The 26,247-nt window shown below is 60.4% G+C and carries 32 protein-coding genes; 17 read left to right on the top strand and 15 right to left on the bottom strand.

Annotation, left to right across the window (positions count from 1 at the left end; all coding sequences use genetic code 11):
- Entirely contained in the window at positions 1-987 is a 987-nt protein-coding gene (locus F550_RS0109695; RefSeq protein ID WP_018148355.1) for a flagellin, read from the top strand.
- A gap of 4 nt (positions 988-991) precedes the next feature.
- Entirely contained in the window at positions 992-2,104 is a 1,113-nt protein-coding gene (locus F550_RS0109700; protein ID WP_018148356.1) for a flagellar basal body P-ring protein FlgI, read from the top strand.
- Between the two features lie 58 nt (positions 2,105-2,162).
- Here the strand turns inward: F550_RS0109700 and F550_RS0109705 are convergent, their stop codons facing one another.
- From F550_RS0109705 to fliF, 5 genes are read right to left on the bottom strand one after another with little or no spacing between them, the layout of a single operon-like run.
- The gene (locus F550_RS0109705; RefSeq protein WP_018148357.1) at positions 2,163-3,260 is read right to left on the bottom strand and encodes a FliG C-terminal domain-containing protein; all 1,098 of its coding nucleotides are present in this window, start codon (positions 3,258-3,260) and stop codon (positions 2,163-2,165) included.
- On the bottom strand, positions 3,257-4,039 hold the full coding sequence (gene fliP, locus F550_RS0109710; protein WP_018148358.1) for a flagellar type III secretion system pore protein FliP: 783 nt from the start codon (positions 4,037-4,039) through the stop codon (positions 3,257-3,259). Before fliP ends, F550_RS0109705 begins: the two co-directional genes overlap by 4 nt.
- Positions 4,023-4,346, bottom strand: coding sequence for a FliM/FliN family flagellar motor switch protein (locus tag F550_RS0109715; RefSeq protein WP_018148359.1), 324 nt, complete (start codon positions 4,344-4,346; stop codon positions 4,023-4,025). Before F550_RS0109715 ends, fliP begins: the two co-directional genes overlap by 17 nt.
- Positions 4,346-4,915 (bottom strand): hypothetical protein, encoded by a 570-nt coding sequence (locus F550_RS0109720; RefSeq protein WP_018148360.1) that lies wholly within the window; start codon positions 4,913-4,915, stop codon positions 4,346-4,348. Before F550_RS0109720 ends, F550_RS0109715 begins: the two co-directional genes overlap by 1 nt.
- Entirely contained in the window at positions 4,908-6,431 is a 1,524-nt protein-coding gene (fliF, locus tag F550_RS0109725; protein ID WP_018148361.1) for a flagellar basal-body MS-ring/collar protein FliF, read from the bottom strand. Before fliF ends, F550_RS0109720 begins: the two co-directional genes overlap by 8 nt.
- A 112-nt stretch (positions 6,432-6,543) precedes the next feature.
- Between fliF and F550_RS0109730 the strand changes: the two genes are divergently transcribed.
- The 11 genes from F550_RS0109730 (at position 6,544) to F550_RS0109780 (ending at position 14,835) form a co-directional block, all read left to right on the top strand.
- The gene (locus F550_RS0109730) at positions 6,544-7,080 is read left to right on the top strand and encodes a flagellar basal body-associated FliL family protein (protein WP_018148362.1); all 537 of its coding nucleotides are present in this window, start codon (positions 6,544-6,546) and stop codon (positions 7,078-7,080) included.
- A 4-nt stretch (positions 7,081-7,084) separates the two neighbouring features.
- Positions 7,085-7,555 (top strand): DUF6468 domain-containing protein, encoded by a 471-nt coding sequence (locus tag F550_RS0109735; RefSeq protein ID WP_018148363.1) that lies wholly within the window; start codon positions 7,085-7,087, stop codon positions 7,553-7,555.
- A 10-nt stretch (positions 7,556-7,565) separates the two neighbouring features.
- Complete coding sequence (locus F550_RS18550; protein WP_018148364.1) at positions 7,566-8,231, top strand: MotE family protein; 666 nt, start codon at positions 7,566-7,568, stop codon at positions 8,229-8,231.
- A 57-nt stretch (positions 8,232-8,288) separates the two neighbouring features.
- Positions 8,289-8,903 carry a ribonuclease D gene (locus tag F550_RS0109745; protein ID WP_018148365.1) on the top strand — a complete coding sequence of 205 codons (615 nt, stop codon included), beginning with the start codon at positions 8,289-8,291 and terminating at the stop codon, positions 8,901-8,903.
- Between the two features lie 141 nt (positions 8,904-9,044).
- Positions 9,045-9,683, top strand: a complete 639-nt coding sequence (lptC, locus tag F550_RS17455) for an LPS export ABC transporter periplasmic protein LptC (protein WP_156807897.1) — start codon at positions 9,045-9,047, stop codon at positions 9,681-9,683.
- 7 nt (positions 9,684-9,690) lie between these two features.
- On the top strand, positions 9,691-10,266 hold the full coding sequence (locus tag F550_RS0109755; protein WP_018148367.1) for an LptA/OstA family protein: 576 nt from the start codon (positions 9,691-9,693) through the stop codon (positions 10,264-10,266).
- 87 nt (positions 10,267-10,353) lie between these two features.
- Positions 10,354-11,088 (top strand): LPS export ABC transporter ATP-binding protein, encoded by a 735-nt coding sequence (gene lptB, locus F550_RS0109760; RefSeq protein WP_018148368.1) that lies wholly within the window; start codon positions 10,354-10,356, stop codon positions 11,086-11,088.
- Positions 11,089-11,093: 5 nt separating this feature from the next.
- Positions 11,094-12,605, top strand: coding sequence for an RNA polymerase factor sigma-54 (rpoN, locus tag F550_RS0109765; protein ID WP_026180696.1), 1,512 nt, complete (start codon positions 11,094-11,096; stop codon positions 12,603-12,605).
- A 113-nt stretch (positions 12,606-12,718) separates the two neighbouring features.
- Entirely contained in the window at positions 12,719-13,315 is a 597-nt protein-coding gene (gene hpf, locus F550_RS0109770; protein ID WP_026180697.1) for a ribosome hibernation-promoting factor, HPF/YfiA family, read from the top strand.
- 19 nt (positions 13,316-13,334) lie between these two features.
- Positions 13,335-13,808 carry a PTS sugar transporter subunit IIA gene (locus tag F550_RS0109775; protein WP_018148371.1) on the top strand — a complete coding sequence of 158 codons (474 nt, stop codon included), beginning with the start codon at positions 13,335-13,337 and terminating at the stop codon, positions 13,806-13,808.
- Positions 13,809-13,893: 85 nt separating this feature from the next.
- On the top strand, positions 13,894-14,835 hold the full coding sequence (locus tag F550_RS0109780; RefSeq protein ID WP_018148372.1) for an MBL fold metallo-hydrolase: 942 nt from the start codon (positions 13,894-13,896) through the stop codon (positions 14,833-14,835).
- 21 nt (positions 14,836-14,856) lie between these two features.
- Here the strand turns inward: F550_RS0109780 and F550_RS0109785 are convergent, their stop codons facing one another.
- Positions 14,857-15,603: a HesA/MoeB/ThiF family protein gene (locus tag F550_RS0109785; RefSeq protein ID WP_018148373.1), complete on the bottom strand. Its 747-nt coding sequence runs from the start codon at positions 15,601-15,603 to the stop codon at positions 14,857-14,859.
- 41 nt (positions 15,604-15,644) lie between these two features.
- Between F550_RS0109785 and F550_RS0109790 the strand changes: the two genes are divergently transcribed.
- A complete protein-coding gene (locus F550_RS0109790; protein ID WP_018148374.1) occupies positions 15,645-16,994 on the top strand; it encodes an ATP-dependent DNA helicase in 1,350 nt (449 codons plus the stop codon).
- 9 nt (positions 16,995-17,003) lie between these two features.
- On the opposite strand, the gene F550_RS0109795 is transcribed toward F550_RS0109790, so the two are convergent.
- From F550_RS0109795 to ubiB, 6 genes are all read right to left on the bottom strand, one after another.
- On the bottom strand, positions 17,004-17,243 hold the full coding sequence (locus F550_RS0109795; RefSeq protein WP_156807898.1) for a hypothetical protein: 240 nt from the start codon (positions 17,241-17,243) through the stop codon (positions 17,004-17,006).
- Between the two features lie 93 nt (positions 17,244-17,336).
- A complete protein-coding gene (gene dut, locus F550_RS0109800; RefSeq protein ID WP_018148376.1) occupies positions 17,337-17,792 on the bottom strand; it encodes a dUTP diphosphatase in 456 nt (151 codons plus the stop codon).
- A 47-nt stretch (positions 17,793-17,839) separates the two neighbouring features.
- Entirely contained in the window at positions 17,840-18,031 is a 192-nt protein-coding gene (locus F550_RS0109805) for a hypothetical protein (protein ID WP_018148377.1), read from the bottom strand.
- A gap of 189 nt (positions 18,032-18,220) precedes the next feature.
- Positions 18,221-19,453, bottom strand: a complete 1,233-nt coding sequence (coaBC, locus tag F550_RS0109810; RefSeq protein WP_018148378.1) for a bifunctional phosphopantothenoylcysteine decarboxylase/phosphopantothenate--cysteine ligase CoaBC — start codon at positions 19,451-19,453, stop codon at positions 18,221-18,223.
- Between the two features lie 97 nt (positions 19,454-19,550).
- A complete protein-coding gene (locus F550_RS0109815; RefSeq protein ID WP_018148379.1) occupies positions 19,551-20,555 on the bottom strand; it encodes a UrcA family protein in 1,005 nt (334 codons plus the stop codon).
- A 92-nt stretch (positions 20,556-20,647) separates the two neighbouring features.
- Positions 20,648-22,180 (bottom strand): 2-polyprenylphenol 6-hydroxylase, encoded by a 1,533-nt coding sequence (gene ubiB / locus F550_RS0109820; protein WP_018148380.1) that lies wholly within the window; start codon positions 22,178-22,180, stop codon positions 20,648-20,650.
- A 71-nt stretch (positions 22,181-22,251) separates the two neighbouring features.
- On the opposite strand from ubiB, the gene F550_RS0109825 reads away from it, so the two are divergent.
- Positions 22,252-22,437 carry a hypothetical protein gene (locus F550_RS0109825; protein WP_018148381.1) on the top strand — a complete coding sequence of 62 codons (186 nt, stop codon included), beginning with the start codon at positions 22,252-22,254 and terminating at the stop codon, positions 22,435-22,437.
- 5 nt (positions 22,438-22,442) lie between these two features.
- Here the strand turns inward: F550_RS0109825 and ubiE are convergent, their stop codons facing one another.
- Positions 22,443-23,231: a bifunctional demethylmenaquinone methyltransferase/2-methoxy-6-polyprenyl-1,4-benzoquinol methylase UbiE gene (gene ubiE / locus F550_RS0109830; protein ID WP_026180699.1), complete on the bottom strand. Its 789-nt coding sequence runs from the start codon at positions 23,229-23,231 to the stop codon at positions 22,443-22,445.
- A 49-nt stretch (positions 23,232-23,280) separates the two neighbouring features.
- Between ubiE and mutM the strand changes: the two genes are divergently transcribed.
- The gene (mutM, locus tag F550_RS0109835) at positions 23,281-24,129 is read left to right on the top strand and encodes a bifunctional DNA-formamidopyrimidine glycosylase/DNA-(apurinic or apyrimidinic site) lyase (RefSeq protein WP_026180700.1); all 849 of its coding nucleotides are present in this window, start codon (positions 23,281-23,283) and stop codon (positions 24,127-24,129) included.
- Positions 24,130-24,155: 26 nt separating this feature from the next.
- Here the strand turns inward: mutM and F550_RS17460 are convergent, their stop codons facing one another.
- Positions 24,156-24,773, bottom strand: coding sequence for a phosphatase PAP2 family protein (locus F550_RS17460; protein WP_051076829.1), 618 nt, complete (start codon positions 24,771-24,773; stop codon positions 24,156-24,158).
- A 97-nt stretch (positions 24,774-24,870) separates the two neighbouring features.
- On the opposite strand from F550_RS17460, the gene F550_RS0109845 reads away from it, so the two are divergent.
- Positions 24,871-25,056, top strand: coding sequence for a DUF3008 family protein (locus F550_RS0109845; RefSeq protein WP_026180701.1), 186 nt, complete (start codon positions 24,871-24,873; stop codon positions 25,054-25,056).
- A 55-nt stretch (positions 25,057-25,111) separates the two neighbouring features.
- Here the strand turns inward: F550_RS0109845 and F550_RS0109850 are convergent, their stop codons facing one another.
- A complete protein-coding gene (locus F550_RS0109850; protein WP_026180702.1) occupies positions 25,112-26,245 on the bottom strand; it encodes an iron-containing alcohol dehydrogenase in 1,134 nt (377 codons plus the stop codon).
- Between the last annotated feature and the right edge of the window lie 2 nt (positions 26,246-26,247).

A 26,247-nucleotide genomic window follows, 5' to 3' on the forward strand; every position in this document is an offset into this window, starting at 1 on the left:
ATGATCAATAATTCCTATCTCACAAATTCGATAACCACCCAGCTCAGCCGGGACATCCAGGATATCCGCTCGCGTCTGGACAGGACGTCCAGCGAAGCTGTCACCGGCAAGGTCGCGGATGCGACCAAGCATCTGTCGGGCCAGATTGGCAAGGCCATGCTGACGCAGAAGGCCATTGATGCAATCGAGCGCGATAATGGACTGCTTCAACTGCGTGAAGCGCGCCTCGACCTGACCCAGCAGAGCCTTGACCGGATGCAGCAGAACCTTGCATCGATCTCGGTTCGGGCGCTGGACGCTCTCAGTGCGGGCTCACCGGTGGAACGCGATGCGCTCGGCGCGGATGCGCGCGCACAGCTCGATGCTACGATGCTGGCGCTGAATGCACGCCACGGTGAACGCTTTCTCTTTTCTGGCGATGCGACCGACAAGGTCCCCTTCGGCACCAGCGACGCTTTGATGACGGACATTCGCGCCATTGCGGACGCCTCGACCGACAAGGCAGACTTCGAAGCAAGGCTCGACGCTTTCTTCGATGATGATACTGGCGATTTCGCCAACACATTCTATCGCGGCTCCAAGACATCCTCTGACGCCGATGCGGTCACAGGTCTCAATCCGGCGATCCGCGACACGATTCGCAATCTGGCTGTTCTGTCGATGGCCGCGTCCAACGACAGTCTGAGCAATTTCTCAAATACCGAAGCGCTCGACATCATTGCCGGGTCCGCGAACAAGCTTATCCAGGCCGATGCCGACCTGACCCAATTGCGGGCAGCGACGGGCATCCTTCAGCAGCGCGTCAGTGACGGCATGGATGGTCTGGCCAAGGAGAAGCTGGTCCTCTCCGGCCTTCTGGAAGGCATGACCGCGCGCGACCAGTATGAAGCCGCCTCTGAACTGAAATCGCTCGAGGCCAGCCTTGAAGCCTCCTACATGCTGACGGCGCGACTGTCGCAGCTCAGCCTCATGAACTTCCTAAGGTGATCTGATGAAGCCGATCCTCGTTCTTCTCGCACTCGCAACCCTCCTGCTTCCCGGTCAGCTCTTGCCGGCAGCAGACGCCCAGACGCGCATTCGCGATGTGGTGGACGTCGAAGGGGTGCGCCAGAACGATCTGATCGGCTATGGCATCGTGGTTGGCCTGAACGGAACCGGCGACTCGGTTCGCAACTCGCCATTCACCGAAGACTCGCTCACCTATATGCTCGAACGCCTCGGCGTGAATGTGCAGGGTGAGGACATCAAGCCTGATAATGTTGCCGCCGTTCTGGTGACAGCTACCCTGCCCTCCTTCGCGCGCAACGGCTCTAGCGTTGATGTGTCGGTATCCTCCATCGGCGACGCGGAAAGCCTGGAGGGCGGCACGCTGGTGCTCACCCCGATGAAAGGCGCCGACAATGAAGTCTATGCTGTTGCCCAAGGCAGCATCATTGTCTCCGGCATCGATGTGAAAGCTGATGGCGCGCGTGCACGCCGCGGCACGCCCACTCAGGGCGCCATCCCGAGCGGTGCGCGTGTCGAGCGCGAGATCCCTTACCAGTTCAATGACCGCAACTCGCTTGTCCTGGCGCTGCGCGACCCTGACTTCACCACAGCAGCCCGCATCGAAGACACGATCAACGCTGCGGTTGGCTCCCCCGTCGCCTATATGCGCGACCCCGGTACCGTCGACATCGATCTTCGCAGCCTGCAGGGCTCTCCCTCGCGCGTCCTTGCGAGCATCGAGAACCTGCCGATCGAGGTTGCCATTCCGGCCCGGATCGTCATCGACGAACAGTCCGGCACAATCGTCCTTGGCAAGGATGTCACCATCTCCCGGGTGGCCATTGCGCAAGGCGATATCTCTATCAAGGTCACCGAAAGCCCGGTGGTGTCGCAGCCGAACCCCTTTGCGGACGGCGAATCCATCGTCCTGCCGCGCTCCCAGATCGAAATCGGGCAGACGGGCACGCGCAATATCGCAACCCTCGATGCCAATGTTACCCTGTCGCAGCTGATCTCGGGCCTCAATGCACTCGGCGTCTCACCGCAGGAAATGGGCGATATCATCCGCACAATGAAGGCGGCTGGCGCGCTGCACGCCGATCTGATCGTCCGCTAGGAGATCATCAGCAAGGGTGTGGAAGGTCTTCGGGCGGGTTGACCCCGGTTCTGAGCAATCAGGACGGGGTCTTGCTCTTTTCCATGACGATCAGGCCCTGGCGCTTCATTGACATGAGCGTTGTCAGGAAAGAGCGCTGCGTTGCCTCTGCATCTTCGACCGGCTTGCGGTTCGGATCATCCAGCCCATCGCGGTACTGAATGGCGAGGCGCGAGGAGATGTTCTCGAGCAGGTAGTCCTGGACCCGCTGCGCAGACCCGGTCAGCGTTGAAAGCACCGGCACAAGTGTCTCTTCGCCCAGTTCCCGGAAGACCACTGGCACAGACTGGCGCGGCAGGATTTCTGGCAGGCCCTCAATCGTGAACATCACTTTCTCGATGCTCTCGAATTTGTCTTCATATTCCGTGCGGATGAAAGACATGATCCGGGCGCGTTGATGGTTTGGCAGCAGGCTGAGGAGTTCGCCGACAGATTCCGCGTTCGCGCTCTCATCCGGCTGGACTTCCTGAACCTGATTGAGAAATTCGATCTCGACCATCTGGGCAACCACTGCCTCGATCTCTGCATCGACCTGCTCGCCGCTTACAAGATAGCCGATCGTGCTATCCAGCATCGGCTCCTGAAGATGGCCGACGACTTCCGAGGCGAAGGAGACATCGAGCTTACGAAGGATAATCGCGCTGATGTTCGCAGTCAGTCCTGAGAGATAGTCTGCCACGATGGAAGGTTTCTTTTCTTCCAGACGTGTCCAGACATCGCTCGACTGAGACATAGGCTTTGGCTTGGCGATGCCGCCATTGCCGAAGACGTGATCGATACGGCTTTCATCGAGAAACCCTGAAACGATTTCCTTGGCGCGCGCCTTGCCGCCCCGGAACGAGCCATTGGTCTGTCGCAGTGCCTGCAGGAAATCCATGACGATGTCCGTCAGCTCTTCACGGCCCAGATAGGAGACCGCTTCAAGCTCGGCGGCGACCTGCGCCAATGCGTCATCATCCAGTTTTTCGACAATCGGCCTTGCAGCCTGTTCGCCCAACATGGCGATTACGACAGCCGCACGCCGCGCCGGAGGAACCCCCTGCAGCTTGCCGTTGCCCTGACCGCGCGGCCGCAAGGGCGTCACGTTGGAGGCTGGCTTTTTCACGGCGTCTTTCATCCGGCATACCCTCTGACAAGCGCTTCGGTGATCTTCAGCCAGCCATCGGCCAGCACGAAGAACCCGATCTTGAATGGCAGGGACACAACAGTGGGCGGAACCATCATCATGCCGACAGCCATCAGCACTGAGGCTACGACGAGATCAATAACAAGAAATGGAAGAAAGATAACAAAGCCGATCTGAAATGCATGCTTGATCTCAGACAACATGAACGCGGTCGCGAGCAGCGGGAAAGCCGGCTCCGCGCCCTCGACGACGGGCCGCTGCAGGGCATCGCCGAGGATGGAAACCGTGCCCGGCTCAACCCTTGCCGTCATGAAAGTCCGGAACGGGTCGGTCGCCTGCTGCCAGGCGCTGGTCTCGTCAATGGCCCCGTCAATATATGGCAAGACGCCATTGGCCCAGGCCTCGCTGAAGGTCGGCTCCATGATGAAGAAGGTCAGGAAGATGGCGAGCGCCATCAGCATCATGTTCGGCGGCGCCTGCTGAATGCCGAGCGCCTGCCGGATAAAGGAAAAGACGATGATGAGGAATGGCAGGCACGTCACCATCATGGCGAGGCCCGGCACAAGGCTGAGGACCGTCACCACAAGGAAAAGAATGACGACGGTGCCGCTCAGCCCGCCTTCGCCGTCGCCGCCAAGCAAAGCATCAATCGCGCCTGCACCAGCATCGCCGGCATCCTGCGCATTGGCCGCAAAGGTGATGAAAAGGGCAAATGCGAGAAGGCTGGCGAAGCGCAGGACTAGCGCTCCCTCCCTAGCCCTCAGCAGCATCAGCCTCCTCCGCAATTTCCGTGATCTTCACGGCGATGCCGCCATCATCGGTCTCGACCAGCTCACCGCGCGCGATCAGCTTGTCGTCGACCATCAGGCTGACCGGATCTTCGATGCGCGAATCGAGGGCAATTACCGAGTCTGGCGTCAGATCGAGAACTTCCTGCACGCTAAGGCGGCGCTGTCCGATCGAGACCGTCAGCGTGACCGGCACACCATAGATTGCCCGGCGGAACTGATTAACCGGCGAGTCGTCGCGGCGCTCTCCCGCATCGGGCTTGGACGGCTGGACTTCTGGATTCGCCATCACCCTATCTCCCCTTCACTAGGCCTCTGGCTGCGTAGATGCCCAATGCAGGCTTCCAGCAGACCATCAAAATCGAAGTCGAGACCACCGCTCTTCCAGGAGACATCGACGCGGCTTCCACTGGAGGTCTCCTGTGGCACCACATTGCAGATCTCCGCCAAACTCTCGGAGCGCTGGATCGCTTCATACAGCTGCTCAGCCAGATGTGGTTCGGCCTTTATGTCAATGCAGACCTCACCGGGTGGGATCATCTTTTCCAGATGAAGCGAGATCTCTTCGGCCAGGAAACGCCGCGCCAGTTTCGGAAAAAGACGCTCGGCAATTGCTGCGACCGACGCAGCGGTCTGGCGGCGCGCATCCGCTTCGACCTTCTCCACCTTGTCGGCAAGGGAACCCAGTATGGCTTCAACTTCGCCCATCTGGCGATTGAAGTGTGTATCCTGCTCGCGCCGCTTGCGCTCCATCTCACGCGTATGGGCTTCTTCCAGCTCCTCCAGTCGGGAGGTGTGGCTGTGCGGTCTGCCGACGGTATCGAAGCTCGGAAATCGGGAAAAGACAGCCTCACTCATTTACGGCGGCCTTCCGGTCTTCATTCAGCCAGGACTGTAAGAGGGCGACGGTCTCGTCGGGCCGTTCACGCGTATAATCGGAAAGGAAAGCAAACGGATCGGGCGACTCGTCAGCAAGGAGATCGCCAGTCTTTGCCCCTGAAGCGCCTCCCTCCAGCGCCGGGCGCTCGTCTTTCTTCTGCGACAGGAGCGGGCGCACCACACCAAGCGCCAGCACGATCACCACGAGACCGAGCAGCAGGGCCTGCAAGCCTGACCAGAAATAGTTCTGCACAAGCGTCTCGACCATGCTTGGCGCCGTCGCCATTTCGGGCACCGCCGCCTGCTGGAACGGCATGAGTTCGACGGTCAGCGTGTCACCGCGCTCTGAATTGAGACCTGCGCCAGAGAGGATCAGCTGTTCGAAATCAGCAACGATCTGCTCAGCGGCGGCGATGGCTTCGGGGCCCTCGCCCTCCAGCGCAAGCGCCTCCTCATTCAGGAGGACAGCGACAGAGACGCGCTCGATCTCACCGGGCAGAAGCTCTGTCTCGGTGCGCCGCTCATTGAACTCGTAATTGATGCTCTCGGTCGAGTTGCGCATTGTGTTGGAGTTGCCCCCGCCGCCCGCGGTGCCCTGCGGCAGATTGCTGGCCGCGCTGAGCGCGCCGCTGCCGCCTGCACTGGACTCGCTAGTGTCATTGGTGGTGCGGCTGCGGACAATGCGGGAGTCAGGGTCGACGGTGCGCTCAGAGATCGTCTGGCGCTGGCGGGTGACATCGACATTCACCGAAACCCGGGCATTGCCGGCGCCGACCCGCGCTTCGATAAGGCGCATGATCTTGTCTTCGATAACGGTGGCCTGACTAGCTGCGGCCATGGATGGCTGCGACGCCTTGCTGACATTGGGGCCCGCAATCAGGCCCTTAACGGGGTCGATGACCGCGACATCTTCTGGTGCGAGACCTGCAACGGCGAGCGCCACCATATACTGGATGGCTTCTGCCTGACTGGGCGAGAGATCATGCGTCGTGCTGAGCGTGACCGAGGCCGTCTGCGGCGATTGCGAACGGGTAAATCCGGAGCCAAGATTGGCGCCAATGTGCACGCGGGCCGAGGAGACCCCGTCTATGGCGAGGATCGTCCGGGTCAGCTCACCTTCCTTGGCGCGCCAGTAGGCGGCATTGTACATTTCAGATGTGACAGAAAAGCCGTTCACATCGTCCAGCAGCTCATAACCCTGTACCGACTGCTGCGGCAGTCCCTGGCGCGCGAGCGCAAAACGGACCTGGTCGCGCTTGCTCTGGGCAATGAAAATTGAATCGCCGCGCAGCTCGTATTCGACGCCCCGCTGGTCCAGCTCCTCGATTATCTCGCCTGCGGTCGCAGGCTCGAGCTTTGAGTAGAGCAGCGATTTCGGCTCACTCATGACGCCCTGCACAAGAAAGACCATTGCCAGGATCACGCCGAGCGTCGCAGCAGCAAGCGCGAGCTGGCGGCTCGGTGGCAGGGACTTCAATGTCTCAAGAAACTTCATGCGGATATCAGCCCCGACTCTGAATTTTACTCCAACTGGAATGATTAATATTTCGGGCGAAATCATTAACGCTTCCTTTACCGGGAATTTACTAAAGCAGCGGCGTAGACAGATGCATGACCACGAGGGGCTGATGGCCGCAGATCACGCTGACAACACAGATACCGACAAGACGGGCGCGCCCCAGAAAGGCAGCAACCTCCTTGTTAGTTCAGCAATTCTTGCCGTCGTTTGCGGGGCCGCATCCTTTGCGATGGTTTATTTCCTGGCGCCATCGGAGGCTGCCGAATCAGCGGTCTGCACGGGCACTGACCAGACCGCGCATGGCCCTCAACCGCTGGCGAGCGGCGATACCGGATATGTCGAACTTGAAGACATGCTGATCACGGTCGGAAACGGTGCCGACAGCCGTTATGTCAAACTTCGCGCCGTCGTGATGACCCCAGCGACTGAGATCGGAGCCGTCGAGACCGCAGCGCCGATGCTGACAGACGCGTTTCTCACTTATCTGCGCGCAATCGATGTTTCCGACTTCGAGGCCGAAGCGTTTTATCCAGATCTCAAGGAACAGCTGTCACGCCGCGCTGAGCTTGTGCTTGGGGCTGACCGTGCGCGCGGCGTCCTGATTACCGAATTCATGTTGAGGTAGCGCAATGCCAGACATCCAGCCCATCGATATCGCGCTCTTCCTCGTCTCACTGGCGGCCTGCATCTATTGCGTACAGCTCTCGCGGCGCCTCAAGTCTCTGCAGGACACCCGCGACGGGCTTGGCGCGACGATCATGGCGATGACGAAATCGGTCTCAGCCGTCTCATCCGCAACGCAGGAAACCCGCAATCAGGCTGGCGAACTGGCAAGCCGGCTCAGCAAGCTGATGAAGGAAGCCGACGCGACCTGCGAGCGCCTTGAAGATCTTATCCAGCGCCTTGAGGCGGGCGCACGCATGGATAGCCGGTCACCCTCCGCGCCTGAACTTGTTCACTCCGAAGCGACTGCCGATGGCAGCCTGGAGCAGCTGATCGAAGAGATGCGCGCACGCCAGGACAGGCTGCGCAATGCCGCGCGGTCCGGCGATTTCCTCTTCGAGGACGACGATGCCTGGGTTACACGCAACACAAATTAGGACCTGAAAGATGGCTGGAAAAGCACGCACGCATGTCCTGATTACGCTTGGCGTCCTCTTCACCGTGGGCGGCATCACGCGTATCATGCCGGACATGCTCGCCTCTGCAGAGAATACCACGCCGGAAACGAACCAGGCGGAGGAGGCGGCAGTGCCAGCCGCTTTGAGCCCCTCAACCGAAGACGCCCCACAGCAACAGGCGAGCCTGCAACCAGCCGTCTCGACAGAGCAGCTGAAAGCGCTCCCGTCAGAATTCTGCCTCACGGGCGAAGCGGCCGCAGCGCTCGCCAGTGATCAGAGCGCACTACAGGCCCGCAGTGCCGACCTTCAGCAGCGCGAAATCGACCTTCGGGCCCGCGAGGCCGACCTTCGCCGCCAGGCTGATGAACTTTCAGCACTTCAGGCCGCTGTGGAAGAACGCTGGGACAAGATGACGGTCAATGCAGAAGCCGATCTTGAGCATCTGACCGACATGTACAGCGCGATGAAGCCCGATCAGGCCGCGCTCATTTTCAACCAGATGGATCCTGGCTTCGCCGCCGGCTTCCTTCGCCTCATGAACAGCGATCAGGCAGGCCTGATCCTCGCGGGCATGCAGTCGGACAAGGCCTATGTCGTGAGCGTCCAGATGGCCAACCGCAACCGGGATATCCGGTCTGCCTCGCGCCAACCATGAGATGCCACTTCACTTAACGGTTTGCGTCTTGTGCCAGAATGGCTAAGGCGTGGTCACATGAACAACATCACCTTGCACCAAGGCGACCTGCCCGGCGATCTTGATCTTGGCCGGGAAATCGCCGTCGATACCGAAGCGATGGGCCTCAACCCTTTCCGCGACGCGCTCTGCGTGGTCCAGCTCTCCAGCGGCGATGGCACAGCACACGTTGTCCAGCTCGACCGCAGCTTTGATTGCCCGAACCTCAAAGCGATGATGGCCGACACGTCGAAGCTCAAGCTCTTCCACTTTGCCCGTTTCGACGTCGCGATGATGAAGCACTGGCTGGGCATCGACTGCACACCAATCTGGTGCACCAAGATCGCCTCGAAACTCTGCCGGACCTATACCGACAGGCACGGACTGAAAGACGTCGCACGCGAGATCGCTGGCGTGGATATGTCGAAAGCCCAGCAGTCATCGGACTGGGGCGCGGCAAAACTCACAGATGCGCAGCTGCAATATTGTGCGAGCGACGTTCTGCACCTGCATGCCATCAAGTCGGGCCTTGAAGATATGCTCAAACGTGAGAACCGACTGGACCTTGCACAGGCCTGTTTCGACTTTCTGCCGGTGCGGGCACAACTAGACCTTGAAGGCTGGGGCGACTCCGACATCTTTGCTCATAGCTGAGACGACAGACTATCGCCGTATTTCTTCGGCATAGAATGACGCGAAGGAACCTGCCGGGGGGACAGGAATGAAAACAGGACAGCGAATTACTTGGCTATAGACTCGCATAGCGCCCTCAGTCTCTGGGAGCCGCGCCGCCAGATGACCCTGGCACAGGCGCGGCGGCGCTCGTCGCTGGTCGGAATGCTGCGTCTCGGATTTACAGCGGGCGCCGCCATCGCTGCAGGCATCATGGTCGGCCATCTTGCCGCAAACGCTGTCGCGCGCGGCCCCGGGCAAATCGAGCAGCTGACCGCCGACGAAGTCGTGACCATGGTAAATGCCCGCTTCACCGGGCGCGACAGCGCCGGGCGCACGGTGGAGATCACAGCCGATACGGCCCAGCGTCAGCGCGGCGACCCCGAAAAAATCGACCTGCTCAACCCTCGGCTCGTCACCGAGAACGGCACGGAAATCAATGCGCCTTCAGGGCTTTTTGATCAGACCGAGCAGACCCTCGCCCTGTTTGAGGATGTGCGCCTGACAGATGCCAAGGGCTACGATTTTCGGTCCACAGCTGCCAAGATGTTCATTGAAGAAGGCCGGGTCGATGGAATTGATCCGCTCGTCGGAACCGGCCCCCTTGGCGATGTGACCTGCGACACGTATGAGATTGTGGATGACGGCGATAATCTGCGCTGCCGCGGGAACGTCAACATGACGATCTTCCCGGGTGGGCGCGACGCACCAGAAAACCTGCCGGCCCAGCGTACAGATACGCCAGCTGGCGATGAGGAGTAGAAACCGAATGACAAGACGTCTGACCATGTTCATGGCCGTCGCGATCCTTGCAGCGCCGATGGCAGCTGCCCAGATTTCTGGAGAGGGCGGCCCGATCCGCGTCAATGCGGACACCAGCGAGGTCATGGAGCGCCAGCGTCAGGTCGTGCTGATCGACAATGTCGATATCATGCAGGGCACAGCCCGGCTGCGCGCCGACCGCGTGACCCTTAATTATGGTCCGGGCCAGGGCGAACAGTCCACCGGCATGGGCGGTTTTGGCGATATCCAGTCCATGGTCGCAGAGGGCGAGGTTTTCTACGTCACGCCAGATCTGAAAGCGACCGGCGATGTCGGCACCTATGACGCCGAGGCCGATACGATTACACTGACCGGCGATGTTGTTCTTGTCCGCGGCGAGGATGTCGCGACCGGACGCCGCCTTGTCATGCGCCTGGAAGAAGGCCGCACGACCCTTGATGGCGGCGACGGACAGGTGCAGTTCAATATCACGCCACGCGAGAACACTGCCGCCGCAACAGCTGAAACCGCGCCTGCCGCCGAAGAGGCAACAAGCGAGGAAGAGACAGAAGCATCAAATTGAGCGGGACCGTCTAAACCGATATTAAGCCTGTTGGCCTAAGGGTTTATTCGGGCGGCAATCTATCGCGCCAAGCAAGGGAATAGTTTTATGACCACAGCAGCTACAGGACTCGTAGCGCATGGACTTGCCAAGTCTTTTGGCAAGCGCACGGTCGTCAAAGACGTTTCCCTCTCGCTGCAGCGTGGAGAGATTGTGGGTCTGCTCGGACCGAACGGTGCGGGCAAAACCACGTGTTTCTACATGATCATGGGTCTTATCGGCGCTGATGCCGGTACGATCGAGATCGACGGGGCGGATGTAACAAGCCTCCCCATGTATCAGCGCGCACGCCTGGGCGTCGGTTACCTGCCGCAGGAGGCCTCCATTTTTCGCGGGATGAGCGTTGAGGAAAATATTCTCTCCGTTGTCGAACTCGTGGAAAAGGACAAGGTCGCCCGCAAACAGGAAGTCGAAGCCCTGCTGGACGAGCTGCACATTGGACATCTTCGGGACCAGCCGGCTACATCCCTTTCCGGGGGTGAACGTCGGCGTGTCGAAATTGCCAGGGCACTCGCATCCAGACCCAGTTTCATGCTTCTGGACGAACCGTTTACCGGTATCGACCCCCTCGCCGTGTCGGATATTTCCGATCTGGTTGGTTATCTCAAGCAACGCGGACTAGGCGTTCTGATTACTGACCACCAGGTGCGAGAGACGCTTCAGATCGTGGACCGGGCATCTATCATCTATGATGGTGGCGTGCTGTTCGAAGGCACACCACAGGATGTTCTGTCCAACGAGGATGTGCGCAGGGTCTATCTCGGCGAGCGTTTTGCTGCGTAACGCCAATGGCTATTTCACAACGTCTCGACATGCGCCAGGGCCAGTCCCTGGTGATGACCCCGCAATTGCAGCAAGCGATCAAGCTTTTGCAGCTGTCGAACATCGAACTCTCGGAGTTCGTTGAGGCCGAGATCGAGCGCAATCCCCTGCTGGAGCATGGCGAGACTAGCGACCGGGATGAAAGCGACCGCGACAAGGTCGAGCGCACGACCAAGCGCGATGAGCTGAACCTCGACGATAATTCGGGCATGCACGAAGCGCGCGAAGCGATGGATGCGCCCAAGGAAGACCTCTACGATGGCGGCACTACATCCGACAGCGCAACAACAGCCAATGAGATGTCAGGCCCGTCAGCCCGCACCGACTGGTCCCAAGCCGGCGCAGGTGGCAGCTTTTCTGGCGATGACTATGACTTCGAAGGCTCGCTGAGCTCTGAGGCGACCCTGCATGAGCATCTCCACAAACAGATTTCCATGTCAGGCCTCTCGCAGGCAGACCAGTTGATCGCTGCCCGTCTAGTCGATGAGACCGACGAAGCTGGCTATTGTACCACAGACCTCGATGAGGTTGCCGCCGCGCTGGGCGCCGATACGGCAAATGTCGAAGCGGTCCTCTTGGTCTGTCAGGGCTTCGAGCCTGTCGGCGTCATGGCCCGCAGCATCAGCGAATGCCTGGCGCTACAGCTTCGTGATCGCAACCGCCTCGATCCTGCAATGCAGACCCTTGTCGAGAACCTCGATCTAGTCGCCAAGCATGACATCAAGGCGCTTTGCGACATCTGCGGCGTCGACAAGGATGATGTCCTCGACATGATCGCAGAGCTGCGCGCGCTCACCCCGCGCCCTGGGTCAGCCTTCGCCAGCGGCACGACAATTGCCGTCGCCCCTGATGTCTTCGTTCGCGAGATGCCGAACGGCATGTTCGCTGTCGAACTCAATTCGGAGACGTTGCCACGCGTTCTGATGGACAAGGCCTATTATGCCGAAGTGAGCGCCTTGCCGATGCGCGATACGGAAAAAGAGTTCATTTCCGAATGCGCGCAAAACGCCTCCTGGCTCATCAAGTCTCTGGACCAACGGGCCCGGACAATTCTCAAGGTCTCCAGCGAAATCGTGCGCCAGCAAGACGCCTTCTTCGCGCACGGCGTTGCCCATCTGAGGCCGCTTAACCTCAAGCAGGTCGCAGACGCCATCGAGATGCACGAGTCCACAGTCAGCCGCGTGACCTCCAACAAATACATGGGGACACCGCGGGGCCTGTTTGAGCTCAAATATTTCTTCTCTGCCTCAATCCCGGGGACCGCTGGCGGCGATGCCCACTCTGCCGAGGCTGTCCGCTACCGTATCAAGCAACTGATCGACGATGAGGGCGCGAACGTCCTTTCAGACGACAAGATCGTTGAAATACTTACCGAATTTGGGATTGAGATCGCCCGGCGCACGGTCGCGAAATACCGCGAGAGCCTGCACATACCTTCCAGTGTCCAACGCCGCCGGCAGCTTCGGGCCACCGCCTGATACTTCAGCCCTGTGCCCGGGTCATTGACTCACGCTTTCCCCAATTTTAGGAGCCGACGCCTCGCAATCCCTGTCTGAGGCGTTATACTAGAACCTCATTATCGGAGAGTTCCGTGCAGATAAAAATAGCAGGACGGAAGATGGACCTCGGTGAAGCGCTCAAGGCGCGGATCGAAACGGGTCTTGAAGCAGCCGTCACTAAATATTTCGACCGGGAATTTGACGGTCACGTCACCGTCAGCCCGAATGGCCACGAAACAGAAATCGATTGCAATATTCATTTGCCGTCTGGAATCATCCTCCAATCAACGGGCAAAGCGGTCGATCCTTACGTTGCGCTCGATGAAGCGCTGAACAAGATCGAGAAACGCGTGCGCCGATACAAGCGCCGCCTCAAGGATCATCACAAGAACGGGCAGACCCCGTTCCCAAGCGAACCTGCTTCCAGCTTCGTCCTCAAGGGCTCGCCCGAAGGTGAAGACGAAGACCCGGCTGAAACCGGCGAAGACGGCGACGCGCCCGTAATTGTGGCAGAAGCTGCTGCACAAATTCGCACGATGACAGTCTCGGCGGCTGTCCTTCAGCTTGAACTTGCCGATGCCCCAGCAGTCATGTTCCGGAATGCAAAACACTCTGGTCTAAACATGGTTTACAGGCGTGCAGATGGTAATATCGGCTGGGTCGACCCGGCCACCGACAGTAAATCCTGACAGAACATCCGGACGCGTTATGGCGACTGATCTTACAAGCCTTCTCGATGAAGGGGTCATTCTTGATCCTGCCTCAGCCGACAGCCGAAAACAGGCATTGACCCTGCTTAGCCAGGCCTTGGCGGCAAAGACCAAGCTTGAGCAGCGAGACATTTTTGACGCGGTGCTAGAACGCGAGCGTCTTGGCTCGACTGGTGTTGGCGAAGGCGTTGCCATTCCGCATGCCCGTATCGAAAGGCTCAGCCGCCCGATCGGTGGCTTTGTGCGCCTGGAAACCGGCGTCGATTTCGATGCTGTCGATGAACGCCCCTGCGACCTCATCTTCATGCTGATCGCACCTGTTGGCTCTGGCGCCGACCATCTGCGCGCCCTGGCTCAGGTGAGCCGGACCCTCCGCCAGCCAAATCTCCGCGATGCCCTTCGCCAGGCGGCGACCAAGACCGAGATCGCCAAGATACTCTGCCCGGAAGCTGCGAAAGCATCGGCCGCCTAGTCCATTTATCGGCCGACCCTGGCATTGACGCGGCCGCGCCGCGACGCAACTAGTCTCCTGTAAAGATCGTGGGAGACGTATAATCATGAAAATCAGAACATCTGGACTGCGCGGGCTCGGCCTTATCGCGCTCGGACTTGCTGGCGCGGCCCCAGCAATGGCGCACGGTCCGCAGGGCCAGACGGCACAGACGGCTGGCCCGACGCCGGTCGAAACGACCGACCTTGGCAGCGGCATCTACATGCTGACAGGCCGCGGCGGGAATGTCGGCGTCCTCTCAGGCGGTGAAGGCACCTTGGTTGTCGACAGCCAGTATGCCGACATGGCGCCTGGTCTTCTCTCGGCCATCGAAGAGGTTGCAGGCGAGACCGACATCCGCTTTCTCCTGAACACGCACTGGCACGGCGACCATACAGGTGGGAACGTCCCGATGGCCGAAACCGGTGCCACGATCCTTGCCCATGATGAGGTTCGCACCCGACTGACCAGTGAGAATACACGCGCAATGGGCGGTGAGACACAAATCATCCCGCCAGCCGATGAGGCCGCCTGGCCGGTCGTCTCCTATTCCGAGGAGATGCGCGTCTATCTTAACGGACAGACGATCCACATCCTCCACCTGCCGGATGCGCACACCGACGGCGACTCAGCGGTCTATTTCGAGGAAGCCAATATCCTCCATACCGGCGACGTCATGTTCAACGGCCGGTTCCCGTTCGTCGACGTCTGGAGCGGTGGCACCTTCGCAGGCTACATCAAGGCACTCTCGAAGCTTCATGACCTTGCCGATGATGAGACGCGCATCATTCCGGGCCATGGTCCCGAAGCGACGCGCGCCGACATCAAGGCGCTGCGCGATATGATGGTCGCTGCGGTGGTTGCGGTGGATGAGGCCATGGAGGGCGGAAAGTCGCTGGTAGATGTGCAGGCCACCGACCCACTTGCGCCATGGTCTGACGACTGGGGCTGGGCCTTCATCGACGCTGAGCGGTTTACCGCGCTCATCTATGCCGACCTCTCCAGCTAGCAAAAGTTGTGAGGCGCCTCTTCAGGGCGCCTCACCGCAGACCGGACAGGCGGGGTCACGCGGCAGACCTATCTGGCGCGTCATCCCGCCCAAGCCATCGATCAGACCGATCTTCCCGATCATTGGCTTGCCTGCACCGGTTATGATCTTCATGGCCTCCAGCGCCATGTTTGAGCCGACGATCCCCGTCACCGGGCCCACCACGCCGACATCCTCGCAGGCTTCTGCGTCAGGCGGTGGCTGCGGCACGAAACATTGATAGCAGGGCGCACCGGCCACCACGCCGGATGCAAAGACAGATACCTGCCCCGACCAGCGGGTGGCCGCGCCCGACACGAGGACACGGCCACTGGCATGGGCCACCTGATTGAGCTCGAACCGCGTCTCGTAATTGTCAGTCGCATCGATGATGATCTCGCCAGAGAGCGCATGGGCGACACCCCATCTGCGCTTCTGGGTGCGGACGCTGTTATCAGGCGCCCCCGCCTTCAGCCTTGAAGCCAATACATCGACCTTGGACTTATCGAGATCCGCTTCCGTGAACTGGATCTGGCGCTGCAGGTTTGACCGCTCGACCGTGTCACCGTCCCAAAGCTCGATCTCACCAACCCCGGCGGCTGATAGATACATGGCGCACGGCCCGCCAAGCGCGCCTGCACCAATGATCGACACTTTGGCGGCGAGCAGCTTCTGCACGCCCGGTCCGCCAATTTCTTTCAGCAGGATATGACGCTTGTGCCGGTCAAGCTGTTCTGGAGTGAGAGCCATCCCCTCGCTTAGCAGGCCGGATGCGTTTAAGGCTACGTGAAATGCAAATTTCAGACACCCAGAACCTGCCCGATACTGTCTATGCCGCGCCCGCCGAATGGGTCGCGAAAGGCGCAGGCGCGCAGGGTAATCTGTTCCTCACGGGCCGGGCCGGCACCGGCAAGACGACCATGTTGCGGCGCTTCCTTATGGAATCTGGCGAGAACACCGTCGTTCTTGCCCCGACCGGCGTCGCCGCCATGAATGCAGGCGGCCAGACGATCCACTCCTTCTTCAAGTTTCCGCCGCGCCTGATCGAGGAGAGCGATATCAAGCGGGTCCGGGGCGCGCGCCTCATCAAGGCCATCGAGACGATGATCATCGATGAGATTTCGATGGTCCGCGCCGACATGCTGGATGCGATCGACAAGAGCCTGCAGCTCAACCGCGGAAACAAGCGTCCCTTTGGCGGCGTGCGAATGATCCTGTCGGGCGACCTCCACCAGCTGCCGCCCGTCGCGCGCGGTGAGGAAGCGGAAATCCTGAATGAGCGTTATGGCGGGCATTATTTCTTCAATGCGCCAGGGTTCAAGCAGGCCGAGTTCGCGCTGCTCGCGCTGAAGCACGTGTTCCGCCAGGAAGACCCGCGCTTTCTGGCGCTGCTTGGCGCGATGCGTCAGGGCAGGCTTGCTCCGACAGATGAACGCCTGCTTCAGGATGCCGTCTCAGGGCGCACCGCCGTGCAGGCGAGCGAAACCCATGTCGTGCTGACACCGAACAATGCCAATGCCTTCCGCATCAACCAGGCACGCCTGGCTGACCTGCCCGGCAAGTCGCATGAGTTTGAAGCCAATGTGCAGGGTCAGTTCGATGAGAAATCCTTCCCGACAGAGGCTGATCTCGAGCTCAAAAAGGGGGCGCGGGTCATGCTCATCAAAAATGACCCTGAAGGGCGCTGGGTGAACGGATCGCTCGCCACGGTGGAGGGCTTCAAGGGAGACAATGTCTGGGTCGAGCTGGATGGCCATATCCATGAAATCGAGCCAGCTGCCTGGGAAAAATACAAATACTCCCTCGACCCGGAGACCAAGAAAGTCTCACGCGAGGTGGTCGGCACCTTTAAACAGGTCCCGCTGCGGCTTGCCTATGCGGTGACAATCCACAAGGCGCAGGGGCTGACGCTGGACAGGGTGTTCATCGACTTTGATCGGGGCATGTTCGCCCACGGCCAAGCCTATGTTGCCTTTTCGCGGGCGCGCAGTCTTGAGGGTCTGGAGATTTCCCGGCCGCTGCGCCCGCGCGATATGGTGATCGATCGCAATGCTTTTGCCTTTGGCAAGCTCGAAGCGATCGAGGAAACGGACGCCTATCTGCTGGCAAAATTCGCCAAGGATGACAGCGTGCTGATCTGACCGGCCGGATTAGGCGAGCTTGCGGATTTCCTCGCTGAGGCGCTGGTCCTTGTCCGTCGCAATAGTTTCGAGAACGCGCACGCGATCTTTCAGCCGCTCGACTTCCATACGCATCTTGTCGAGATCGGCCTGGTTGGTTGCGCCATCTTCGCGGTCAGACTTCACCTTGAGATAATTGTTGATCACGCCAGCACCGACGCAAACGAGCACGATGATGACGACCATTGTGAATGGGCTATTGATTTCCATAAGTCCGACCCTTCTAGACTATTTATCGTAATTCGATAATAAGACGTGGGCTTCACTTATTCAAGGAAAAAACGACCTCACCATTCCTGTGCGTCAACGTCCCGTGGACCCGAAGCCACCTTCGCCGCGCATGGTTTCCGGCAGGTCTGCAACTTCTTCCCAGGCAAGCCGCGTGACCGGTGCCAGAACCATCTGACCGATCCGCTCCCCCCGCGCGATGTGAAAGGTCTCGCTGCCGTGATTGATCAGAATGACTTTGAGTTCACCGCGATAGTCGCTGTCGATCGTACCAGGGCTATTGAGACAGGTAAGGCCGTGTTTGGCGGCAAGGCCCGACCGTGGCCGCATCTGGATTTCGAAGCCTTCAGGGATAGCCACAGAAAGACCTGTCGGCACCATGGTCCGCTCACCGGGCTTCAGCTCAAAACCGTCGCCCTCCGCATAGGCCGCGCGGACATCCATGCCGGCGGCGCCTTCGGTTTCATATCTCGGAAAAGGGAGGCCCTCGAAATGGGGCAGCGTTCTGACGGCGACTTTGATCTCTTGCATGAAACGCAAAGCGCCGGAGTCGCAACCGGCTGTCAACTCGAAACAGTTTAGATGGTGTAGGCAATCACATCATTATCCGGCAGACGTTGCGCGTCGGCCTCCGTAGGCGCCTGTTGCAGCGCCGGATCCGTGATCGCTTCGTCAGCCTCAGCCCTGGCAGACGCCTGGGCGTTTGCAAACACCGAGAGGCTCGCCAGAAGGACAACGATCAGAGCGAAATAGCCAATAATGAGCTTCATAGGTTCGTCCAGATTTCCGCAAGTTCGAGTCTAGATTGAGAATGACGAATAATTTCTTATCACGCGGTTTATCAAACTGGTGTCAACGCTTTTCGTTCCTCACGTGTGCAGTGGGGATGTGTTTTGATTTTGTGGTGTTTTTCGGCTCACCGTGAGGTAGAGGCCAGCTATGTTGCTACGTCTGCAAAATTATTCCGCAGCGATTTTCTGTTTGCCAGGGCCCGAAAATTTCCTGGCGATCCGCTCTGCCAGCTGACGCGCAACGGCGTCCTTGCCCATGCGTGGCCAATTCTCCACCCCTGCTTCGGTCACGAGCGCGATTTCGTTTTCGGACCCGCCCATCACATCGCCGGACACATCATTGGCGACAATCCAGTCGCAGCCCTTCCGGGCTCGTTTACGCTGGGCATTTTCCTCGACCATGTCGGTTTCAGCCGCAAACCCGATAACCAGCTCCGGGCGGCTCTCTGCCATGCCCGAAATCGTCAGCAAGATGTCGGGATTTTCCGTCAGCGAAAGCGCTGGCGGCCCTTTGCCTTCGTCTTTCAGCTTGAGCTTTCGGTCGGCCGGGCTCGACGGGCGCCAGTCAGCCACCGCAGCGACTGAGATGAAGACATCAGCTGGAAGTGCCGCTTCGCACGCCGCCAGCATCTGACGGCCGGTTTCGACCTGAACGACATCCACCCCGCGCGGCGCAGGAAGCGCCACCGGACCAGAGACCAGCGTCACACGTGCGCCGAGATCGGCCAAGGCACGCGCAATCGCATAGCCCTGTTTGCCGGAAGAATGATTAGAGAGGTAGCGCACCGGGTCCAGCGGCTCACGCGTCGGACCGGCCGTCAAAAGGGCATGCCGGCCTTTCAGTGGCTTTGGGCCTGTCAGGCGTTCAAGGCTCGCCTCGATACGGTCTGCAATCACATCGACCTCAGGCAGACGGCCCGGGCCAAACTCGCCGCAGGCCATCGTGCCTGTATCCGGCTCCATCACATCGACTCCGTCGCCGCGAAGCGTCGCAACATTGCGCTGCGTCGCTGCATGCTCCCACATCCGCACATTCATGGCAGGGACCATGAGAACCGGCTTGTCGGTCGCCATCAGCGTGGTGGACGCAAGATCATTCGCGTGACCGCCCGCCGCCTTGGCGAGGAGGTCAGCGGTCGCCGGACAGACAACAACGAGGTCAGCAGACCGCGAGAGCTCGATATGGCCCATTTCTGCCTCGTCATCGAGGCTGAAGAGATCGCCGTAGCATTTGTCGCCAGAGAGCGCGGAGACAGACAAAGGCGTCACAAAATGCGATCCGCCATTGGTCAGGATACAGCGTGTGGCGACGCCGCGCTTTGCGAGCGCGCGGATCAGCTCCAGCGACTTGTAGGCCGCAATGCCGCCGCCGATGATGAGAAGAATGCGATTGCTGCTCATGAAAGGGTGTCCGGTTATCCGGTCTCTCCCTAACACGGATTTGGTTTACAAATCGACGGCGCCTGCGAGGAATTCACGCGCGGACCCGGTGTACCGATCAGTATCGGCGCAGCGGGCCGACCGTCACGCGCGGCGTGCCCTGACCTGTGCGGATCAGGTGATAGCGTTGCAGCGCCTCCAGACCGGTGTCGTAAACGGCGCGCTCGACGGCGTCGTCTTCACAGCGCCGCGCGGCGCGGTTGTAGAGCCGCGAGCCGCGATTAACGTCGCACGCCTGGTCTGCGGCTTGCGCGATGCGCGAATACAGGATCTCGACCCGGTCCTGATCGACAACGGGCGACAGATCGCGGTAGCAGACCTCGTAGCGCTCGCGGCCATCGCGGTCGTCTCTCAACCTGGTGATGTCCTGCGCGCAATACCCGGAACTGCGCGCAACGACCGGCGCATAGTCATCTTCGTACGCGTAGTCATATTCATACTCATACTCATGCGAAGGGTGCGAGGACGCGTAAGTTGTCGACGCATAGCCTGCCCTCGAAGAATGCGTCACAGGCGCGGAATATGTCGTGACCCGCTGGCTGGTCTGGTAACCCGCCGATGGACAGCCCGTATACGTCCGCGTCACGGCCGGGCGCGCTGCGTGGTAGCTGCACGGCGTGGCTGCCTGGCCATGATAGACGCTGACATTATGTCCATGGCGCACCGGCTGGTGCGTGCGGTAGGCCGACACTGGATAGTGCTGGCGGCCATAATATCTGTCGGAGGCCCACCACTCAAAGCCATAGCTTGTCGCTGCCCGGTCGGCATGGCGTACCGGATAGCCATGATACCGGTTCGCCTCATGCGCGTACGCGCCCGGATGCCGGTTCACTTGAGAGCTTGTATGGGTGTCCACATAGGCGCTCGAGGCGTGATGGCCGGTTGAGACCGGATGCCCACGCGCCTGTCGTTCGACCCGGATGATCTTCATCGCAGACCCTGACGACCCACAGATCTCAGCGTATGAACCACCGCTTAGCTCAGAACATCCGTAGGACTGGGCCGAGGCTGCTGGAATGGCTGGCAGGAACAGGATGGCAGCAAAAGCAGCGAGATATTTCATGGGTCGGCTCTCCGGAACTTGCGATCAGGATGTGTTGGTTAATCAGTCGTTAACCTATCACGAAAGCAGTGCCCGCACAGCCAATTCTCGTTCTACGCGAATTGCGTAATCGTTAGTCCCGCAATGGCCGCAAGGCTGATTGTCAGCCCGAACCACGCCCACCAGGGTGGGCCGGATCGTCTCGCTGCCTCGAGTTCGGCAGCGCGGTCACGCTCCAGAAAAGTCTCAAAGGCGTCCATGACATGTGGCAGGCGCTTCAATCGGTCGGTCACTTCACGCACTTGGCCTGCAGCAAGTTTCGCGGCCCGTGCCGGGCCGAAATTCTGGGTAATCCAGCCCTTCACGATCGGCTCCGCGGCTTTCCAGATATCGTGTTTGGGATCGATGGAGCGGGCGACGCCTTCGACTTGCACCATCGTCTTCTGCAAGAGGACCAGCTCTGGTCTAAGGCGCATGCCGAAAGTCCGCGTATAGTCCATCAGCTGAAGCAGGATGCGTCCCATATAGACATCCTCGGCCGGCTTGCCGTGGATCGGCTCCCCGATGGATCGGAGGGCCTGCGCAAATTCGCCAACCGACTGATTTGGCGGCACATAGCCTGCCTCGAAATGCACTTCGGCGACCCGTTGATAGTCGCGCCGGATGAACCCCCACAGGATTTCTGCCAGGAAACGGCGTTCATTGAGGCCAATGCGGCCGATGAGGCCAAAATCCACCAGTCCGACCTCATTGTCCGGCAGGATGAGAATATTGCCCTCATGCATGTCGGCATGGAAGACGCCGTGACCGATTGCATGGGAGAGGAAACCGCGCGTGATCTTGTTGGCAAGGGCCACACGCTCCAGGCCCTTCTGGTCCAGCGCCTCCGGCCGGGTCAGGGGGATGCCCTCGACCCAGTCCATCGTCAGCACGCGCTGGGCTGTCCTGTCCCAGTCGATCGCCGGCACGCGGAACCAGTCATCATCCTGCGAGATCGCGCGCATCTGGTCGGCCCCGCCTGCCTCAAGGCGAAAGTCGAGCTCCTTCTCCATGGAGCTTGCGACCGTTTCAGTGAAGGCCACCGGCTCAAGACGGCGGCTCTCCACTGAAGCCCGCTCAACTGTGCGCGCGGCGCGGCGGATCGCCCTCAGTTCGCGGTAGATCAGGACTTCAACGCCCGGCCGGAGGATCTTGACGGCGCGTGGCCCATCGGACGTTTCCAGCCTGTGAACCTGCGCCAGCGAGGCGGCGGCGACCGGCTCTCCGAGGCCAGCAAACAGGCTTTCAGCTTCCTCGCGGCCAAACTCTTCTGCCAGAATTTGGCGGGCCTCGTCCATGCTGAAAGGGTCGAGCTTGTCTTTCAGGCGCGACAGGTCCTGGGCGACATCGGCGCCAAACACATCGGGCCGGGTCGCAAGGAACTGCCCAAGCTTGATATAGGCCGGGCCGAGCTTTTCGAGCGCGCTCGCAAGTCGCTCCCCCGGGCGCCCGGTTGCACGTCCACCGAACACGCGGAACACGCGCCCCGCGAGCCTCGCGGGCAGCGGCAGCCGTGTCTGGTATTCACCGGGCAGGATGACGTCATGACGGACAAGCGCCGTGCCTGCCCGCATCAGCCGCCCATAATCAGCAAGCGCTCTCAGCAATCAAAGTCTCCACGATTGGGGAACCGCTTCCCTGCAGCGGCGTTTTGATCGCCACAACAAGGAGATGACATATGGCTGACAATACTCAATCGGGTAACGGAGCCCTCTATTTTCTCGTCGGTGCACTTCTCGTCGCCGTCATCGGCTTCGGCGTCTGGTATTTCGCCGGCCAGCCAAGCAGCGGCGCAGGCGATGAGGCCGATATATCGATCTCCGTCGACGAGGACGGCATGTCGATGAACACGCCCGACAACTAGACGTCTCAAGCTGCCCATCCAAAATGAAGGGCAGCAATCCCACCTGAGAAATTCGTAACGGACACAGCCGAGAAACCGGCTGTGTCCAATTCTTTTCTGAACTCTTCCTGTTTCGGAAAGCGCCGGATCGATTCTACCAGATACTGATAGGACTCCCTGTCAGAGGCGACGATCTCACCAAGCTTTGGAATGACGCTGAAACTATAAGCGTCATACATCTTCTGAAGCGCCGGCGCCGTCATATGGCTGAACTCCAGCACAGCCAGACGGCCGCCCGGCTTCAGGACGCGCCGGAACTCTGACAGCGCAGCGACCCTGTCTGCGACGTTACGGATACCGAAAGCGATGGAAAGCGCATCGAAACTGCGGTCTTCGAAGGGAAGCGCCTGCGCGTCGCCGCAGACCCAGTCCAGCCGGTTCTGATAGGCGGCCATATCGCGGCGCGCACGCCCGGCATTGAGCATGGCTTCGTTGATATCGCAGACAATGGCGCTTGCCTCTGAATTGCGGGCGCGGCGGCGGCCTGCCTTGTCAGCCCTATCTACAAAGGCCTTGGCCAGGTCGCCTGTGCCGCCTGCGACATCCAGCAGTCGCTCGCCTGCCTGCGGGTTCAGTTTGGCGATTGTGTCATGCTTCCAGAGCCGGTGGACGCCCGCCGACATGAGGTCGTTCATCACGTCGTAGCGGCTCGCAACCGACGCGAAGACGCCCCTCACGCGGGAGACTTTCTCCTCGGGTGAGACCTCTTCGAAGCCAAAGCTGACCGTTTCGTCTGTCTTCAATTCATCTGTCATGCGCGGCGACCATAGTGGCAGCATCCCCGAAACGCTATATCGCCTTTCCATGCCTGAATTGCCCGAAGTCGAGACAGTTCGCCGCGGCCTTGCCCCTGTTATGGATGGCAAGCGCATCCTGACGGCTGAGCTGCGCCGGCCAGACCTTCGCTTTCCATTCCCGAGCGATTTCCTCGCCCGCACCGTAGGCAAACGGATCGAGCGGCTGGGCCGACGGGCGAAATACCTGGTGGCTGAGCTGAACACCGGGGATGCACTCATCATGCACCTTGGCATGTCGGGCCGCTTCACGATTACGGGCGGAGACCGGCCCGGCAAATTCCATCATGAAGTCGCGCCCGACGCCAAGCACGATCACGTCGTCTTCCAGATGGAGGGCGGCGAGACCGTCACGTATAATGACCCGCGCCGCTTCGGCTTCATGGAGCTCTGGCCGCTCTCCCAGCTCGACGTTTATCCCCGCCTTGCGGGGTTCGGCCCGGAGCCGCTGTCCAATGGGTTCTCCCATGCCTGGCTCAATGAAGTGCTGGCGAACAAGTCCGGACCGATCAAATCTGTCCTGCTTGACCAGCGCGTTATCGCAGGGCTCGGCAACATCTATGTGTGCGAGGCGCTCTACCGTGCCGGGATCAGCCCAAGGCGCCGGGCCTCAACCGTAGCGGGCGTTCGGGCGGGACGCCTCGCCGTGGCGATCAATGACGTCATCCGCGAAGCCATCGCCGCGGGCGGCTCATCCATCTCCGACTTCAAGGCAGCCAGCGGAGAGCTTGGCTATTTCCAGCACACATTCGCCGTTTACGACCGCGAGGGGGAGCCCTGCAAAACCTGCAGCGCCCCGATCAGACGTATCGTCCAGTCGGGGCGCTCAAGCTTTTATTGTGGCAGCTGCCAGCGTTGATCCCCGCCTCGTCGGGACAGTCATGCCTACTTGAGCCAATGGCGCGTGGCCCTGTGCGTTAAGGCCTCAACGCCCAGGCCGAGAAGAAAGCCAGCCACGACATCGCCGATATAATGATCACCTTTCACCACTTTCAGCATGCCGGCAGACACCCCGGCAACGAGGCCCGGCGCCTCCAGGGCTGGATAGTCCCGGCCGACCGCGCGCGCCACGGCGACCGAGGCAGCCGTATGACCGGAAGGGAAGCTCTCCCAGTCCTTGCCGGAAGGCCCGCCTGATCGCATCTGATAGTATCCCGTCTCGTCGAGCTTCCAGGGCCGTGTGCGGGCGATCGATTTCTTCCCGATCGTCTTGACCGCTGTGGCCCCTGAAAAGGCGGCCAGCATACGCCAGCCCGTTTGGTGGAGCCTGCGCTCACGGCTAAGCATCCCTGCCGCGATCACGGACAGGCAGCCAGCAATCATCGGCGGCTGATCGGCCAGCTCACCGGCCTCTGCCAGACGGCGCGCTGTCCGGTTGCGGCGCAGCGCCCCAATTGCAAGAGAGAGCTTCAGGTCCGCCCGGTGCAGCGGCCCGTGCCGGCTGATTGTCTGCGCCCGGCGGCGCGCCGTTCGCCGCGACCTTCTGTGTCCATCTGCCATCATGCATGAACGCGCAGACAAAGATTGAGTTCGGCCCCGGCGATGGGAACGGCCGGCCCGCCGGCTCGTTTCACCCGGACTTTCAGAAGGGATGGTCACAATGCCAGCCAAATCGAAAGCCCAGCAGAAAGCCGCGGGAGCCGCCTTGGCAGCCAAGCGCGGCGATATGCCGAAGTCAAAACTCAAGGGGGCGTCGAAGGAAATGGAAGAATCCATGTCCGAAGCGGAACTTGAGGATTTCGCCGAGACCAGACGCAAGAATCTGCCGGACGAGAAAAACGGCTGATCTGCCGCGTGCCTACGGCACCCGCTAAGGCTTGTGGCGCGCGTCGGCTCCGCACTCAACCAAGGGCGGCTTCGTAGATCTTCTCGTAATCGGCCTGCGTCGCTGGCTTGGCATTGCCGCGGTGGGCAAGGTCGGCCAGGGCAAATTCGACCACGCCCGGACCGTCAGACGCGTCGAGACCGATTTCCTTCAGCGTCGTCGGAATGCCGATATCCTCGTTCAGCTTTTCGATGGCTTCGCCAAGGTCGGCGCCGGGCTTCAGGCCCATGGCGAAACGCAGACGCTCATATTTCGCGTCGGCTGAGCCGATATTGAAACGCAGAAGGTGCGGCAGGAAGATCGCGTTCAGCGTGCCGTGATGGAGCTTCTTGTCATGCAGGCGGCCCGCCGCATGGCTAAGCGCGTGGACAGAACCGAGGCCCTTCACAAAGGCCAGCGCGCCTTCATAGGACGCCATCATCATATGCCAGCGCGCTTCCTTGTCGGACCCGTCCTCAACGGCGCGGCGCAGCCATCCATCACCGACCGCGCGGGTCAGGCCATCATAGCCGATGCCTTCTGCCGGAGGGTTGGAGGACGGGACGAGGATCGCCTCGATGCAATGGGTGACGGCATCCATGCCGGTCGCCGCCGTCATCATCTTGGGCAGGCCAAGCGTGAGGTCAGGGTCGCAGATCGCGACAGGCGGAATGAGGTTCGGCGACGCGAACGTCTCTTTCCGGCCATTGTTCAGCGTCGTGATCATGCCCACCGACACTTCAGAGCCGGTGCCTGCCGTCGTCGGAATGGCGATCAGCGGTGGCAGCTTGCCGATATGTTTTGAGCCACCGATCATGGCCGCGTATTTCTCAAGGGGGCCGCCATGCGAGGCGAGCAGACCCACAGCTTTCGAGAGGTCCATGGAAGAGCCGCCACCAAGCGCGATGATGCCATCGGCGCCTGCAGCCTTGTAAAGCTCGGTGACGTCGATGGCCTGGTTCTCGGTCGGGTTGGCAACCGTATCAGCGAAGATGCCGCCCGGCTCGCCGCCCAGCGCGCCAAGCACCGTGTCGAGCAGGCCCGCCGCCTTGATGCCCGGATCAGTAATAATGAACGGCTTGGCGACGCCATTACTCTTCAGGACGCCCGCGAGTTTCTGGATCGCACCATGATCGAAAATACAGGTGTTGAGGAATGTCATTACTGGCATGG

It is taken from the genome of Henriciella marina DSM 19595, from assembly GCF_000376805.1.
In the GTDB taxonomy this organism is placed as follows: Bacteria; Pseudomonadota; Alphaproteobacteria; order Caulobacterales; family Hyphomonadaceae; genus Henriciella; species Henriciella marina.

Coding starts and splice junctions, on each gene's coding strand:
- F550_RS0109715 (WP_018148359.1), bottom strand. CDS start 4,346: ATGGCGAATCCAGAAGTCCAGCCGTCCAAGCCCGATGCGGGAGAGCGC.
- F550_RS0109745 (WP_018148365.1), top strand. CDS start 8,289: ATGAACAACATCACCTTGCACCAAGGCGACCTGCCCGGCGATCTTGAT.
- F550_RS0109790 (WP_018148374.1), top strand. CDS start 15,645: ATGCAAATTTCAGACACCCAGAACCTGCCCGATACTGTCTATGCCGCG.
- F550_RS0109825 (WP_018148381.1), top strand. CDS start 22,252: ATGGCTGACAATACTCAATCGGGTAACGGAGCCCTCTATTTTCTCGTC.
- lptC (WP_156807897.1), top strand. CDS start 9,045: ATGACCCTGGCACAGGCGCGGCGGCGCTCGTCGCTGGTCGGAATGCTG.
- F550_RS0109730 (WP_018148362.1), top strand. CDS start 6,544: ATGCATGACCACGAGGGGCTGATGGCCGCAGATCACGCTGACAACACA.
- F550_RS0109720 (WP_018148360.1), bottom strand. CDS start 4,915: ATGAGTGAGGCTGTCTTTTCCCGATTTCCGAGCTTCGATACCGTCGGC.
- F550_RS0109775 (WP_018148371.1), top strand. CDS start 13,335: ATGGCGACTGATCTTACAAGCCTTCTCGATGAAGGGGTCATTCTTGAT.
- F550_RS0109755 (WP_018148367.1), top strand. CDS start 9,691: ATGACAAGACGTCTGACCATGTTCATGGCCGTCGCGATCCTTGCAGCG.
- fliP (WP_018148358.1), bottom strand. CDS start 4,039: ATGCTGCTGAGGGCTAGGGAGGGAGCGCTAGTCCTGCGCTTCGCCAGC.
- ubiE (WP_026180699.1), bottom strand. CDS start 23,231: ATGACAGATGAATTGAAGACAGACGAAACGGTCAGCTTTGGCTTCGAA.
- coaBC (WP_018148378.1), bottom strand. CDS start 19,453: ATGAGCAGCAATCGCATTCTTCTCATCATCGGCGGCGGCATTGCGGCC.
- F550_RS18550 (WP_018148364.1), top strand. CDS start 7,566: ATGGCTGGAAAAGCACGCACGCATGTCCTGATTACGCTTGGCGTCCTC.
- F550_RS0109695 (WP_018148355.1), top strand. CDS start 1: ATGATCAATAATTCCTATCTCACAAATTCGATAACCACCCAGCTCAGC.
- F550_RS0109780 (WP_018148372.1), top strand. CDS start 13,894: ATGAAAATCAGAACATCTGGACTGCGCGGGCTCGGCCTTATCGCGCTC.
- F550_RS0109845 (WP_026180701.1), top strand. CDS start 24,871: ATGCCAGCCAAATCGAAAGCCCAGCAGAAAGCCGCGGGAGCCGCCTTG.
- rpoN (WP_026180696.1), top strand. CDS start 11,094: ATGGCTATTTCACAACGTCTCGACATGCGCCAGGGCCAGTCCCTGGTG.
- F550_RS0109850 (WP_026180702.1), bottom strand. CDS start 26,245: ATGCCAGTAATGACATTCCTCAACACCTGTATTTTCGATCATGGTGCG.
- mutM (WP_026180700.1), top strand. CDS start 23,281: ATGCCTGAATTGCCCGAAGTCGAGACAGTTCGCCGCGGCCTTGCCCCT.
- F550_RS0109700 (WP_018148356.1), top strand. CDS start 992: ATGAAGCCGATCCTCGTTCTTCTCGCACTCGCAACCCTCCTGCTTCCC.
- F550_RS0109795 (WP_156807898.1), bottom strand. CDS start 17,243: ATGGAAATCAATAGCCCATTCACAATGGTCGTCATCATCGTGCTCGTT.
- fliF (WP_018148361.1), bottom strand. CDS start 6,431: ATGAAGTTTCTTGAGACATTGAAGTCCCTGCCACCGAGCCGCCAGCTC.
- F550_RS0109815 (WP_018148379.1), bottom strand. CDS start 20,555: ATGAAATATCTCGCTGCTTTTGCTGCCATCCTGTTCCTGCCAGCCATT.
- lptB (WP_018148368.1), top strand. CDS start 10,354: ATGACCACAGCAGCTACAGGACTCGTAGCGCATGGACTTGCCAAGTCT.
- F550_RS0109735 (WP_018148363.1), top strand. CDS start 7,085: ATGCCAGACATCCAGCCCATCGATATCGCGCTCTTCCTCGTCTCACTG.
- F550_RS17460 (WP_051076829.1), bottom strand. CDS start 24,773: ATGATGGCAGATGGACACAGAAGGTCGCGGCGAACGGCGCGCCGCCGG.
- F550_RS0109785 (WP_018148373.1), bottom strand. CDS start 15,603: ATGGCTCTCACTCCAGAACAGCTTGACCGGCACAAGCGTCATATCCTG.
- F550_RS0109805 (WP_018148377.1), bottom strand. CDS start 18,031: ATGAAGCTCATTATTGGCTATTTCGCTCTGATCGTTGTCCTTCTGGCG.
- F550_RS0109705 (WP_018148357.1), bottom strand. CDS start 3,260: ATGAAAGACGCCGTGAAAAAGCCAGCCTCCAACGTGACGCCCTTGCGG.
- dut (WP_018148376.1), bottom strand. CDS start 17,792: ATGCAAGAGATCAAAGTCGCCGTCAGAACGCTGCCCCATTTCGAGGGC.